General features: G+C 64.2%; 11 protein-coding genes. 2 read left to right on the top strand and 9 right to left on the bottom strand.

Features of this window, described 5'->3' with window-relative positions; all coding sequences use genetic code 11:
* Positions 1-3: 3 nt before the first annotated feature.
* From SINAR_RS0106105 to SINAR_RS0106065, 9 genes are all read right to left on the bottom strand, one after another.
* Positions 4-945 (bottom strand): bifunctional helix-turn-helix transcriptional regulator/GNAT family N-acetyltransferase, encoded by a 942-nt coding sequence (locus SINAR_RS0106105; RefSeq protein WP_027998259.1) that lies wholly within the window; start codon positions 943-945, stop codon positions 4-6.
* A gap of 130 nt (positions 946-1075) precedes the next feature.
* Entirely contained in the window at positions 1076-2320 is a 1245-nt protein-coding gene (locus SINAR_RS0106100) for a Gfo/Idh/MocA family protein (protein ID WP_027998258.1), read from the bottom strand.
* Between the two features lie 55 nt (positions 2321-2375).
* Positions 2376-3383 carry a LacI family DNA-binding transcriptional regulator gene (locus SINAR_RS0106095; protein WP_027998257.1) on the bottom strand — a complete coding sequence of 336 codons (1008 nt, stop codon included), beginning with the start codon at positions 3381-3383 and terminating at the stop codon, positions 2376-2378.
* Positions 3380-4336, bottom strand: a complete 957-nt coding sequence (locus SINAR_RS0106090) for an ABC transporter permease (protein ID WP_027998256.1) — start codon at positions 4334-4336, stop codon at positions 3380-3382. Before SINAR_RS0106090 ends, SINAR_RS0106095 begins: the two co-directional genes overlap by 4 nt.
* Positions 4333-5325 carry an ABC transporter permease gene (locus SINAR_RS0106085; RefSeq protein ID WP_027998255.1) on the bottom strand — a complete coding sequence of 331 codons (993 nt, stop codon included), beginning with the start codon at positions 5323-5325 and terminating at the stop codon, positions 4333-4335. The genes SINAR_RS0106090 and SINAR_RS0106085 overlap by 4 nt, the downstream gene beginning before the upstream one ends.
* Positions 5325-6830: a sugar ABC transporter ATP-binding protein gene (locus SINAR_RS0106080; RefSeq protein WP_027998254.1), complete on the bottom strand. Its 1506-nt coding sequence runs from the start codon at positions 6828-6830 to the stop codon at positions 5325-5327. The genes SINAR_RS0106085 and SINAR_RS0106080 overlap by 1 nt, the downstream gene beginning before the upstream one ends.
* A gap of 248 nt (positions 6831-7078) precedes the next feature.
* Positions 7079-8101 (bottom strand): ABC transporter substrate-binding protein, encoded by a 1023-nt coding sequence (locus SINAR_RS0106075; RefSeq protein WP_027998253.1) that lies wholly within the window; start codon positions 8099-8101, stop codon positions 7079-7081.
* Between the two features lie 157 nt (positions 8102-8258).
* Positions 8259-9407, bottom strand: a complete 1149-nt coding sequence (locus SINAR_RS0106070) for a dihydrolipoamide acetyltransferase family protein (protein WP_027998252.1) — start codon at positions 9405-9407, stop codon at positions 8259-8261.
* A 2-nt stretch (positions 9408-9409) separates the two neighbouring features.
* Positions 9410-11488, bottom strand: a complete 2079-nt coding sequence (locus SINAR_RS0106065; protein WP_027998251.1) for an alpha-ketoacid dehydrogenase subunit alpha/beta — start codon at positions 11486-11488, stop codon at positions 9410-9412.
* A gap of 117 nt (positions 11489-11605) precedes the next feature.
* On the opposite strand from SINAR_RS0106065, the gene SINAR_RS0106060 reads away from it, so the two are divergent.
* Positions 11606-12076, top strand: coding sequence for an Lrp/AsnC family transcriptional regulator (locus SINAR_RS0106060; RefSeq protein WP_027998250.1), 471 nt, complete (start codon positions 11606-11608; stop codon positions 12074-12076).
* 584 nt (positions 12077-12660) lie between these two features.
* On the top strand, positions 12661-13227 hold the full coding sequence (locus tag SINAR_RS0106050; RefSeq protein ID WP_027998248.1) for a dienelactone hydrolase family protein: 567 nt from the start codon (positions 12661-12663) through the stop codon (positions 13225-13227).
* The last annotated feature ends 44 nt before the right edge of the window (positions 13228-13271 follow it).

The raw sequence follows: 13271 nt of genomic DNA, 5'->3' as shown, positions 1-13271 counted from the left end.
CGGCTATCGAGCGCCCGCTTGCAGCGCCAGCCCCCAGGTCTGGCCGACGAGATCCTTGCCGAAACTCCGGTGCCTTTCCTCGCTGACGAGCCGGAAGCCAGCCCGTTCATAGATCGCTCTCGCTGCGACGAGCACGTCGTTCGTCCAGAGGACGACGCGTCGGTATCCCGAGGCACGCGCCTGCTCGATGCAGGTGTCGACCAACCGCCTGCCGATGCCGAGGCCCCGCGCTGCTGCCTCCACGTGGAGGAGGCGCAATCTCGCCGTTTCGTCATCCTGATGAAGAAGGAAGATCGCGCCGGCCCGCCTCCCGTCAAGTTCGGCGATCCAGCAGAAATCGCGGCCTTCGCGAAAATTGCGGATGAAAGCGGCACCGATCTCCGCAGCGAGCGCTTCGTAGGTGATGTCCCACCCGTATTCCTCGGCATAGAGCACCGCCTGTCGCTGGATGACCCAGCCGACATCGCCGATGCGGTAGGGCCGCAGCGTTACCGCCGGCCCTTCACTGGGCGATCCGTGCAGCAACTCCATCATCTTCGTCAGCGCGCCCTGGAGTTCGCACAGTTTCTCGTCGGAAAGATCGCGGAGGAGGTGCGCTATGTCCCTGTCGGCTGCCACCTGAAGCTCCGCCAATGCCGCTTTGCCCTTATCCGTCAGGGACAGGATACGCCGCCGGCGGTCGGTGCCGTCGGCACGAACCTCTGTCAGGCCGCCAACGGCAAACCTACGAATGATGCGCGCAAGATAGGCCGGATCGAGACGCAGCGCCTCGGCGATTTCCGATGCGACCGGATCCTCCCGATGGCCAAGTTCGAACAGCACACGCGCCTCGGCGAGCGTGAAGTCGCTCTCCGTCAGCGTCTCGTCGAGAAGGCCTATGGTGCGCGTGTAGAAGCGGTTGAAACGTCTGATTTCACCGACAAGCGCGTTGCGATCGACCTGCATTTCGGACCTCCACCCGAGCAGATACTCGCGCCATTAGTGGACTGAGTCAACTAATTTGGAGTCCGGCTTCCATATGCCCGCGCGCTGGGAGGCTCTTCCCGCGCGCGGGAAGAGCTCTCTGCCCGCACGATCATGATCCTAAGCGCGCCACAACGGGGACATAGTTTTCGAGCTCCGGTGCGGGGAAATGGAGCGTCGCGCCGATCTCCGCGGACCGGTAGAGGCCCATCAGGATCTCGACGACTGCAAGACCATCCTCGAAGGTTTCGAGTGGTTTCACGCCCTTGCGGAAGCATTCGACCATGTGGCGGTTTTCGTCCGTGTAGCCGTAGACGCCCGCCTCGTCCTCCAGCACCGGCATCAAACCGTGTTCGGCATTCTGCTTTTCGACGAGGTCCTCTCCTTCCGCGCCTTGCACCGCCCGCGACAGGAAGATCTTCAGGCCCGTCCCGAGCGAGTTGTACTCGAGCGAATATTCGGGACCGAGAAGCTCGAGCTGGATGCGCAGGCCGGCGCCGACATAGGCCCAGGATGTGGTCGCCTCGATCATCAGTTCGTTGCCCGCCTCGTCCTCAAGCGTGACCGTCGCCCGGGCGAAATCCTCCGAGGGCCGCCGGCGGTAATCGACATCCTCGCCGAAGCGGCGGCGCAGCTCATCGGCATAGCTCGCCCGAGTCCATTTGAGGTTCGCCACCGTGCCGTTCACCGACTTGATCCTAAGCGAATTGCGGGGGGCGCCGGGCGCGGTCAAGAGATGGCGCCCCACCTCGACGCTGTGGCACATCATGTCGGAAAGCACTCCGCCGCCCTGCTTGTCGCCCTGCCAGAACCAGGGTTCATGCGGACCGGAATGCTCTTCCGCGGCGCGTGCGAGATAGGGCCGGCCGGTGGTCGAGGCGGCGCGCCGCCAGATGATCTCCTTGCCACGCAGCACCGGCGTGCAGAAGACCTGGTTCTCGAGATAGCCGTGATTGAGGCCGGCATCCTCAGCCAGATGCAGCATCTCGCGGGCCTCCGCCACGGTGCGCGCAAGCGGCTTCTCGCAAGCAACCGCGAAGATCTCGCTTCGCCCCGCCTTGATCTCCTGGTGGAGCGTGCGCATGACGTCAAGCCGAGTGTAGTTGGGCGAAAGAATCCAGATCGCGTCGACGTCGCCGGCGCGCACCAGCGATTCGAGGCTTTCATGCGCGCGGCACCGGCCGAGATCGAGCGCCTCGACCTCTCTCGCGAAACGCGCGCGGTTTTCGGCGCTTCGGCTGTAGACGCCGGCCACCTCGACGTTTCGCACGCCGATGAGTGATTTCAGGTGGAAATGCGCGATGAAGCCGGTGCCGACGAAGCCGACGCGCAAGGTCTGTTTCGGTAATGTGGTCATTTTCTCCTCCCCCGGATAACCAGCGGCGACCGCCTCCTGTCGCCCGCATGCGCTCTTAGATAGGTGGCCGCGCCGTGCTGCCGCGGACTTTCAGAACAGTGGGCAGCACAATCGGTTCGACCGCTTCCGCGGCGCTGCCGCCTGCCAGAATTCGAAGGAGCACCGCCATGGCCGTTCGGCCGATCTCCGAGCGCGGCTGGCCGACGGTCGTCAGCGGCGGATAGAAGGCCTTGCTCAGATAGAGATCGTCGAAGCCGACGACCGACACGTCGCCCGGCACGTCGCGTCCGATCCGTCTCAGCTCATGGACGGCCCCATAGGCCATCTCGTCATTGGCGACGAAGAGCGCGGTCGGCGGATGTGAAAGAGAGAAGAGCGAGCGGCAGCACCGTTCGCCGCTTTCGATCAGGAAGTCGCCTCGCACTTCGTATCCGCCTGGAATCGTCAGCCCGGCATCGCGCATCGCCAGACGAAACCCCTCCCGGCGACAGACGCTCATCGGCTCGGGAACGGGGCCGGATATATGGGCGATCCGCCGGTGGCCAAGTGAAATCAGGTGCTCGACGGCTCCGCGCGCCGCGGCGACATTGTCGACCTGCACATGCGGCAGTCCCGAGCCCTCGATCATTTCCAGCGCCACCACCACGGGCATATGGTTCCAGCCGCCGTCGGACGGCAGTTTGCCGGTCATCAGGATCATGCCGTCGGCATGTCCGTCGCGCAGCATGTTGAAATATTCCGTCTCGCGGGCGGGGTCGTTCTCGGTATTGCCCATCAAGACGGCATAACCGGCTTCGCGCGCCGTCGCCTCGACGCCCTTGAGGATGTCGAGGTAGAAGGGATTGCCGACATCGCGCACGACCATCAGCACCGTCATGGACCTGCGGGTGCGCAGATTTCGGGCGCTGACATTCGGGCGGTAATCGAGCTCGCGCGCCAGGTCGAGCACGCGCTGGCGCGTCTCGGCCGTCACCAGTGTGGAAGCGGCAAGGGCGCGCGAGACGGTGGCCGCCGACACGCCCGCCTTCTCGGCGATATCCTTGATCTTCGGCCGGTCCTTCATGCGCGCATCGCCCGGCCGCGTCCGTAGAACATCATGAGCAGCAGCAGCGTCGCGCCGAACACCATCTGGCGCCCGGACTCCTCGATATTGATCGTCGTCAGGATGCTCTGCAGGATGACGAGCAGGACCGCACCCGCCATGGTGCCGGTATAGCCGCCCCTGCCCCCGGCAAGCGACGTGCCGCCGAAGACGACCGCGATGATCGAGGGGAGCATGTATTGCTCGCCGACATTGGCGAAGGACGTGCCGGAATAGCCGAGCAGGCAGAGCCCGGCGATCGCGGCGAACATGCCGGAGATGACGAAGAGCGCGATGCGGACGAGTTTGACCGGCACGCCCGCCATATAGGCCGCGTGCTCATTGGAGCCGATCGCATAGATACGGTGGCCGAAAACGGTGCGGTTGAGCATGAAGGCCATGAGAATGCCGATCGCGAGCCAGAGCCAGATGATGCCGGGGACATGGAGCGCGAGCGGCTGCGTGACGAAGCGCGAGAGCGCTGGAGCGGCCTGACCGGAAGGAATCCCCATGCGGATGACGACGAGAAGCCCCTGCAGCACGCCCAGCATTCCGAGAGTCATCACGAGCGGCGGGATTCTGAGGAGCGTGACGCCGAGCCCGTTCAGGAGGCCGAAGAAGGCGCCGGCCGCAAGACAGGCTGCGGTCGCCGGCACGATGCCGCCGTCGGCGCCGTTCATGACGTTGCCCGCGATGATCGCCGAGAGCGAGACGACACCGCCCACCGAGAGATCGATGCCTTCGCGTCCGCCGAGGATGACAACGTTCTGACCGGCCGCAATGATGCCGAGCAGCGACGCGACGATCAGCAGCCTCAGGATCTGCCCGCCGGTGGCAAAGCCCGGCGACAGCGCTTCGCCAAGATAGAGGAGCAGCACGATGAGCACGAGCGCGACGACGATCGGCTGGCGGACGAAGGACACGACGCGGCTCATGAACGCGCCCTCCTGCCGGCAAGCACGCCTGCCATCAGGACGAGGAGGATCGCAAGGCCCTGCGCGAAGTTCTGCCACTCGGACGGCGTGCCCATGAAGAAGACGACGGAGTTGATGAGTCCTATCGTCAGGGCGCCGAGCAGCGAGCCAACGACGGTGCCCCATCCGCCGGAGAGCGCGGTGCCGCCTAACACGACCGCTGCAATGCTGTAGAGCGTCATCTTGCCGCCGACCAGCGGGTCGCCGCTTGCGGTGTCGCCGGTAATGCAGAAGGCAGCGAGCGCCGAGAAAAGGCCGCAGAGAACATAGCCCTTGATCCGGGTCGCGATAACTGGCAGCCCGGTCTGGTAGGCCGCCTGCTGGTCGTCGCCGACGGCAAGCAGTTGCGCGACAAGCCTCGTGCGGCTTATTACGGCCAGGAGGACGACGAGGGCCCCCAGAATATAGAAGACGAAAGGCAGGCCGAAAACACGACCACCATAGGTGCGCCAGAAAAGCGCCGGCGCCGGCGTGCCGGCAACGGGCAGGATGTACAACGCAAGCCCGGTGAAGAAGATGCTGGTCGCAAAGGTTGCGACGATTGCCTGCAGCCGCAGGGCCGCGACGACGAAGCCGTTCACTACGCCGCAAGCGACACCAAGCAGGAGACCTATTGCGAGCGCCAGGATTACCGCCCCGGCGCCCCCTCCCCAACGCTCCATCAGGACCACGATCGCAACATTGACGAGCGAGAGGATCGCCCCGGCCGAAAGATCGATGTCGCCGGCATAGACCACGTAGGTCTGAGCGATGGCGAGCAGAATCAGTGCCATATAGGTGCTGAGCAGACCGGTCAGAGCCCGAAAGGAAAGGCTGTTCGGCGAAAAAAGGCCGTTCAGGAGCAGGAGTGCGGCAGCGATGGCGAGTGCGGGCAGGAACGGATAGCGCTCCAGAAGCCTGCCGATTCCGCCCGCGTGCCGGCAGGTGGGGAGGGTTGTGGTCTCTGCCATCACGCGGCCTCGTAAGCGGCTTGATATAGATTGTAGCGGGTGCGGTCCGCCCCGGTGAGCTCGCGGCTGACCGATCCGCCGTTGAAGACAAGGATGCGGTTGGCATTGCCGAGCAGTTCGGCATCCTCCGAGGAATAGAGGACGATGCCGAGGCCTGCTGCCGCCAATTGCCGGATCAGCGCGAAAAGGTCCGCCTTGGCCGACAGGTCGATGCCCTTGGTCGGATCGTCGAGCAGCAGCACATCCGGCCGGTCGATCAGCCAGCGGGCGATGATCACTTTCTGCTGGTTGCCGCCCGAAAGCGAACTGATCGGGTGGAAGAGACTCGCAAATTTGGTGTGCATGCTTTCCAGCGCCGGCGCTACCCTGGCGCGCAGCTTGCCCGGCCGCGCGATCATCAGCCGGTCGCGCAGATAATGGATCGGCGTGACGTTCTCGATGATCGGCCGGCCGCTAATGACCCCGTCGCGGGCGCGGTCGCCGGAGACGTAGGCGCAGCCGCGCCGGATCGCGTCGCGCGGGCTCGAGGCGTCGAAGCGGCCGTCGCCGATCAGGATTTCGCCGGAGGCAACCGGGCCGGCGCCGAAGATCGACCTGAGCACCGCCGACTGACCCTGGCCGTGCAGACCGCCGAAACCGAGGATCTCGCCCCTGATGACCTCGAAGCTCACGTCGCGAAAGCCGCGGCCGGAAAGATTGCGCACGGTCAGCGCTGCGCCTCCCTGCCCCTCTATCACCGCCGGCACTGACGATTGCGAGGCCGGCATGTCGCCAGCACCACCGACCATCAGCCGGATAACGGTTGCCGCGTCGGTGTCGCTCAGGTTGAGCGTCGTGATGGTCTCGCCGTCGCGGATGATGGTGACGCGGTCGCCAATCGCCCTGATCTCGTCCATGCGGTGCGAAATGAAAATGATGCCGCGCCCGCGACGCTTAAGATCGCGCAGGATCTCGAAGAAGCGCTCCACCTGGACGCGATCGAGAGCCGAGGTGGGCTCGTCGAAGATGAGGAGCGGCGCCTCGCTCGCCAGCGCTTTCATGATCTCTACGAGCTGACGCTGGTCCGGCCGCAGGTTGCCGACGAGCGTGTCGGCGGCAAACCCCTCACCGGATACGCCGTCAAACAGGCCGATATAGCGCGCAGCGCGTTGCCGGAGCTCCGCCCGATCCACGAAGATGCCGGATTTGACCGGGAGCCTGCCCAGCGAGATGTTCTCCTCGACCGAGCGATGGGCCGCGAGGCTGAGTTCCTGGTAGAAGATGCCGATCCCGTGAGCTCGCGCCGAGCGCGGTCCGGTGATCGTCACCGGCTGGTCGTCGACCAGGATCCTGCCGCTATCGGGCCGCACGCTGCCCGCAATGACCTTGCAGAGCGTGCTCTTCCCCGAGCCGTTGGAACCCATGAGGACATGGACCTCGCCGGCCATGACCTCGAAATCGCCACGGCGGAGCGCCAAGGTCGCACCGTAAGCCTTGCTTACGCCGCTCAGTTTCAACTTCGACATGGAAACTCGTCCGTTCGCCTGGTTTGGGGAGGCTCTCCTCCGATCCTCATTCCTGTGCTCGTCACAGGAATCCAGCTAGCCCAAGTCATTAGGCCGGAAGAATTCTCCCGCGCCGCAGACGCGGCGCCGCCGAATCCCTGTGACAGGCACTGGAATGAGGAAGAATGAATGCGTCAAAGCCATGACGCCACTGCCGCGGACCCCTCGTCCAACAGGATTTGCAGGCACCGCGGCACGCGCCGGAAGGCTCACTTGAAAAGCGCTTCCGCCTCTTCGATCGAAAGCGAGCTCGTATAGGAATAATAGCCGGGCTTTCCCTCTATTTGCTTTGCGGCCTCGGCAACATTCTTCGAGTCGATGAAGGGGATCGGCAGATAGAGCGCATTGCCGTACTGCCCGGCCTTTGCCGGCTCCTTCAGTTCCTTACCCTGCAGCATCAAAACGGCGACGTTGAGCGCGCTGGCCATGACGCCCGGCGGGTTGACGGTCGCGCCCGAGTTCAGCTTTTCCTTGATCCAGAGGTCGATGAAGTCCTTGCGGATTTCGCCGGTTGCCGCGATCTGGCCGGTCTTGCCGGCGTCCATGATCGATTTCCAGGCGCCGGCCGCCATACCGTCCTGCACCAGCACGCCATTGATGTCCGGATAGGTTGCGAGAATGTTCTGCATCGCCTGCTGGCCCTGCGCCTGGTCCCAGTTGGCGTTGACCTCGTTGACGACCTGAATATCCGGATTTTCCTTGAAGACACTCTTGTAACCGGCCACGCGCATTTCGTTTGCCGGATGGCCGGCGACACCGTTGATCGCGACCACCTTGCCCTTGCCGCCGAGCGTCTCGGCCAGCCACTTGGCGCCCGCCGCACCCCAGGCGGTCTGGTCGATGCCGACATAGATCGCATCCGGCGAAGAGACTTCCGCGTCGGTGGCGATCACCAGTATGCCGGCTTCCTTGGCCTGGGCGAAGATCGGATCGAAAGCGGTCGGGCTGTTCGGGTTGACGATAATGGCATTCACGCCTTCCGCGATGAAGTTGCGAATATGCGCGATCTGGCCCGGCACGTCGACATTGGCGCTCTGGACCGAGACCTCCACATCGACGCCCTTTTCCTTCCATTTCGCAGCCGCGGCCTTCGCTTCGTCGATCATCTGGGTGCGCCACTCGCTGCCGACCCAGCCGTTGGAAAGACCGATCTTGAAAGTCTCGGCGTATGCGGTTGCAGACAGGACGATGGAAGCAACGGTGCCCAGCGCAAATGCGATGAATTTCCTCATAAGATCCTCCCAAATCTTGCCGGCACATGAAGCCAGAAAATGTAATCGATTTCAATCGCCGTTTCGGGCGATGATCAGGGGCCGGGAGGATCACCTGCAGCGCCGCGCGTCCTATCAGACGCGCAAAGATCGCCGTAGCACTTCAATCTGCGGGACGTTATCGGCCACGTTCAGTAGGCCAGGTCTCGATCGCGCGGACGAAATGCGTCAGCCACGCATTCGTCTGGTGGCCGTCCAGGGCACGATGGTCGATCGTCAGCGACACATAGGCCATCGGACGTATCTGGATCGTGTCGGCGCCGTCCACCTCTCGGACGACCACCCGCTTGTCGAGCTTGCCCACGCCGAGGATCGCCGATTGCGGCTGGTTGATGATGATCGGCGCCGCGAGCAGCGATCCGGAGACGCCATGATTGGAAATGGTGAAGGTGCCGCCCGTTACCTCCGCATGGGAGAGCGCATTCGAACGCGCGCGCGTCGCCAGATCCTGCAGCCGGGCCGCGATCTCGGCAAGCGACAGGTCCTGCGCCCGATGGATGACCGGCACGACCAGCCCCTTGTCCGCAAGTGAGATCCCGACACCGATATTGATGTCCTCATACACTTCGAGCGCATCCTCGTGCCAGCGGCTGTTCACCTCGGGGACCGCGCGCATCGCCGCCACGCAGGCCGAAACCACATAAGCCGTATAGGAGAGCTTGATCCCTCTGGCCGCAAGCCTCTTCCCATGCTCGTCCCGATGACGCATCACCGCGGAGAAATCGGCCTCGAAGACGGCCGTAACATGCGGCGCCCTCGTGACGGAGTTGAGCATATGTTCGGCGATCGCGGCGCGCATGCCGCTATGCGGTATCCTGCGCGACCTCGGGGCCGCTCCCCTGCCTTCGGTCCCTGTCGCGCCCGAAGCAGGCCCCTCCTGTCGCGCCGCAAACGCCCTGTCCATGTCGGCGCGCGTGACGCGGCCGCCTCGGCCGGTGCCGGCGACGGTCGCCGGGTCGAGCCCATATTCTTCCGCTGCATGGCGCACGGCGGGCGAGTAATGCGGCGCATTTCCGGCCTCGGTGGCCTGGCTGCCGATCCGGCCGAGAACGGCGCCGGGGATGGCGTCGTCACCGCTCTGCATCAGGACTTCCGCGAGCACCCCGTCGGCGGGGGCTCCGACCTCCTGAGTCACCTTGTCGGTTTCGAGCTCGACCAGCGGATCGCCCGCCTTCACGGTCTCGCCGATCGCCCTCAGCCAGTTGCGAACGACCGCCTTTGTCCCTTCCTGCTCCAGAGGAGCCTGGATGTCGATGAGGTCGCCCATGCTCAGAACTCCAGCAGATCGGTGATCTTCTTGCGGATCCGTTCCGTCGAGGGGACCACCCAGTCGAGCAGAACAGGATTATGGGGGCTGGGAATATCCGGCATGGTCAGCCGCGAGACCGGCGCATCGAGCTCGATGAAGGCTTCGTCGGCGACGGCTGCGGCAATTTCCGCGCCGAAACCCGCAGTTCCGAGGTCCTCGTGGACGACAAGGCATCGGCGGGTGCGGCGCACGGAGGCGATGACCGTTTCCCTGTCCCAGGGCATCAGGGTTCTGAGATCGATCACATCGGCGGAGATCCCTTCCGCCGCCTCTTCGCAGCGAGGTACCATGGCACCCCAGGTGACGATGGTGATGTCGCCGCCTTGCCGCGTGAACTTCGCTTTGCCGAAAGGCAGGGCGAAAGAATCGCCGGGATAGGGTCGCCGCGCCCAGGGGTGGTCGAGCATGGCCCGATGCTCGAAGAAGATCGCCGGATCGTTGCCGCGCAAGGCGGTGCGCAGGAGCCCCACCGCATCCTCGGCGTTGGAGGGAACGGCGATCCTCCAGCCGGGCTGGTGGACGAAGGCGACCTCGTTCGTCTGGCTGTGCCACGGATCGCCGCATTTGAAGAAGCCGCCAGCCATGCGCACGACGATCGGCGCGGCGAAGCGGTTGCTGGTCCGCCAACGGATCGTGCCGCAATCATTGAGCTGCTCGATCGCGGGCTCGGCATATTTGCGGAACTGGATTTCCGGTACGGGCACGAGGCCCGCGAGCGCCATCCCGACGGCCCGGCCGATGATGCCCTCCTCCGACAACGACGTGTCGAAGACGCGGTGGGCACCGTATTTCTCCTGCAGCCCGAGCGTTACGGCATGGACGCCGCCCTTCGGGCCGATGTCCTCGCCGAAGAGGACGACCCGTTCGTTCACCGACATCTCGTAATCGAGCGTGCGGCGGATCGCCGTCACCATGTTGATCCGCTGGCCGTCGCTCGCCGCCGTCTCCGTCGTTTCCGGCGGCAGGTAGCCGGCAGAGTGCTGACCGCCCATGACCTGCATTTGCCCTTCGAAGAAGACATGGCTGGTGACGGTTTCAGGGTCGGCGACCGGCCGGGATTCGGCCTCGACGCGCGCCCGTTCGGCGGCAGCCTTTGCGGTCCGCGCTATCTCGTTCCATTCCTCCGCGCTGAGCATGGCAGGCACGAGATAGTCCCTCAGCCGCGGCAGCGGATCGTGCGCCCATTCGCTCCTGACGAGCTCCTCGCTCTTGTAGGTCTGGGTGTCCTGGAAGCTGTGACCTTCGAGGCGAGGCACCTCAAGCCTCAGCAGCACCGGCATTCGCCCTTCACGCACCAGCTCCACGGCGCCTTTCGTCAGTCGGGCGGCCTCTTCCGGATCCGAGCCGTCGCCGTCGAGAACGGTCAAATTCTTCCAGCCGGCGAGATTGCCGGCGATGTTGCCTTCGGGCGTCTGAAAGCTCGAGGGAACCGAGATGCCGAAACCGTTGTCTTCTATATAGAACAGCAGCGGCAGGCCCTGCGTCGTCGCGATGGTCAGCGCGGACCAGAAGCCGTTCGAGGCGACCGACCCGTCACCGCCCAGCACGACGGCAATGTCGTTCCGATATTCCTCTTTTCCAAGGACTTCGCTGAAATAGGTGATCGCCTGCGCCCAGCCGGCCGTCGGCGTATACTGCGTGCCGACCCCGCCGCACATCGGCAGGGCCGAGGCCCCGTGGGGATTTGGATAGTTGAAGACGACGCCGATGTCGCGGCCGTCGGAGTATCCGCCCGCGCGTCCCATCGCAGAGCCGAGCGCGTCGACGGGGTCGACGCCCAGCGCAAGCAGCAGCGGGCGCGAGCGGTAATAGCCGCATGCCGCGTCGTGCCTGCCCGTGAGGTGAAGTCCGAGGAGAATCTGCGCCATGTCATGGCCGCGCGCGGAGAACTGGTAGAGGACCTTCTTCTCCGGAACGAGACGCTGTTCCTCCATCTCGTCGAGCTCGCGCGACAGGAGCAGAAGCTGCACGACCCTCTTCCAGTCGATGCTCTCATCCGGTGCGTTGCGCCGGTCCTTTTTGAGTGCGGCTTGGGGCATCCGGGTCTCCTCCAGTTCGTCCGAAACCAAGACTACGCCGCTCGACGCGCAAAACGGTTTCAATCTCATCTTATTTTGGCTAGGCTCTGATGAAAACGTTTCGGTTTGGAGAGATATATGATGAATTCATTCAATCTCGACGCGATCGACCGAAAAATTCTAGGAATCCTTCAGGAACGGGGCGACATCAGCCATGCCGCCCTGGCGGAGGCGGTCGGCGCCTCACCGGCGTCGTGCTGGCGGCGCATCAAGGCCCTGGAGACGGCGGGGGTGCTGGTAAAGACCGTCAGCCTCGTCAATCCCGACCTGGTCGGACGCGGCTTGAACGTCTTCTGCCAGGTACGCATGAAGTCCCATGATCCGGTGGCCCGGCGCAATTTCGAACGCTTCGTGGAAAGCCATGAGGAGGTTCTCGAATGCTATTCCATGTCGGGCGACTGGGATTACCTGCTGCGGGTCCTCGTTGCCGATGTCGCCGATTACGAGCGCCTGCTTATGCGCGGCATCCTCACCCACGAGGCGGTCGCGAACTCGTCCTCCCACTTCGCCCTGAAGAGCGTCAAATATTCCACCGCCGTTCCCGTCTAGGTCTTTGAAGTTACGCACTTTCCTTCAAAATGCGCTAAGACCTTAGTCCGATGCTCTCTGCCATAGGTCCTAGGACCGTTGCGTGCCAAGTTCCCGTCACATATGCCGATGGTTGCGCGTTCACGGGACAACGGAAAGCCCCAAACTGCCGCCCGGGCGCGCGAGGGTCGCAGAGCGACGCCGCCCCAGCCCCATCTGCATCGCTCTGCGACCCTCGCTTGCTATTTCCTCCCCGCCGCGCCGACCCTCCTTGAAGCAATCCACGTTCACCGCAGGCCAAGAGAGGTCGTTTTTCGGAACCATCCGAAGGTCGACACGTTAAACGCGGTCGCTTTCCGTCCGAAGGCGACTGAAAGAGGGTCGGCTCGTCATTCCCCCTCCCCTCAGACGGAAGAGTCGACCGACAGGCGGCGCCCTTTCTCCTCCCTCGGGGGCGCCGCCATTACCTCAAAGACTTCATGAATCCATGCGCGTCTGGCGCCGATCGTGACCGTGCACGACCACCCCCCTGAGGCCGCCACCGACACGACTATTGCCGCCGTCGGTCCGGCGTGCTCAAGTGCATCTCGTCAGGAGCATGATTCATGGCGACAGTGATCCTCTTCCATTCCGTCTACGGGCTGCGCCCGTTCGAGCGGGGCGTTGCCGAGCGCCTGACCGTGGCAGGGCACGAGGTCTTCACGCCGGACCTCTACGAAGGCCGAGTCGCCTCCTCGATCGAGGAGGGCTTTGCCTTGAAAGAAGGGATCGGCTGGCGCACCCTTTGCGAGCGCGCCGAGCGGGCGGTCGCGGATCTGCCTGCCGATGCCGTTCTCGGTGGTTTTTCGATGGGCGCTGCGGTCGCTGCCAGCCTTTGGCCGAAGCGGCCCGAGACGGCCGGTATTCTCTTTCTGCACAGCATTGCCGAAATTCCGGCGAATGCACGGCGCGGGCTGCCGGTGCAGGTCCATCTCGCCGACCCGGATGTTTTCGAGCCGGCAGACGAGGTCGCCGCCTGGCGTGCCGACGCCGAACGGACGCCGGTGGATCTGGAGGTTTTCATCTATCCGGGCGCCGGGCATATTTACACCGACGCCACGCTTGCCGATTATGACTCCGAAGCCGCCCGGCTCACCTGGAGCCGCGTCGAACGTTGCCTTGCAGCGCTCTGAGCTGCCGCTCGATTACTGCCCCTCGCATTGCTGCCGCGCGACCT

The organism is Sinorhizobium arboris LMG 14919 (assembly GCF_000427465.1).
Classification (GTDB): Bacteria; Pseudomonadota; Alphaproteobacteria; order Rhizobiales; family Rhizobiaceae; genus Sinorhizobium; species Sinorhizobium arboris.
The sequence above is the reverse complement of the archived record's forward strand: the minus strand, read 5'-3'. Positions and strand labels throughout refer to the sequence as shown.

Coding starts and splice junctions, on each gene's coding strand:
- SINAR_RS0106105 (WP_027998259.1), bottom strand. CDS start 945: ATGCAGGTCGATCGCAACGCGCTTGTCGGTGAAATCAGACGTTTCAAC.
- SINAR_RS0106100 (WP_027998258.1), bottom strand. CDS start 2,320: ATGACCACATTACCGAAACAGACCTTGCGCGTCGGCTTCGTCGGCACC.
- SINAR_RS0106095 (WP_027998257.1), bottom strand. CDS start 3,383: ATGAAGGACCGGCCGAAGATCAAGGATATCGCCGAGAAGGCGGGCGTG.
- SINAR_RS0106090 (WP_027998256.1), bottom strand. CDS start 4,336: ATGAGCCGCGTCGTGTCCTTCGTCCGCCAGCCGATCGTCGTCGCGCTC.
- SINAR_RS0106085 (WP_027998255.1), bottom strand. CDS start 5,325: ATGGCAGAGACCACAACCCTCCCCACCTGCCGGCACGCGGGCGGAATC.
- SINAR_RS0106080 (WP_027998254.1), bottom strand. CDS start 6,830: ATGTCGAAGTTGAAACTGAGCGGCGTAAGCAAGGCTTACGGTGCGACC.
- SINAR_RS0106075 (WP_027998253.1), bottom strand. CDS start 8,101: ATGAGGAAATTCATCGCATTTGCGCTGGGCACCGTTGCTTCCATCGTC.
- SINAR_RS0106070 (WP_027998252.1), bottom strand. CDS start 9,407: ATGGGCGACCTCATCGACATCCAGGCTCCTCTGGAGCAGGAAGGGACA.
- SINAR_RS0106065 (WP_027998251.1), bottom strand. CDS start 11,488: ATGCCCCAAGCCGCACTCAAAAAGGACCGGCGCAACGCACCGGATGAG.
- SINAR_RS0106060 (WP_027998250.1), top strand. CDS start 11,606: ATGATGAATTCATTCAATCTCGACGCGATCGACCGAAAAATTCTAGGA.
- SINAR_RS0106050 (WP_027998248.1), top strand. CDS start 12,661: ATGGCGACAGTGATCCTCTTCCATTCCGTCTACGGGCTGCGCCCGTTC.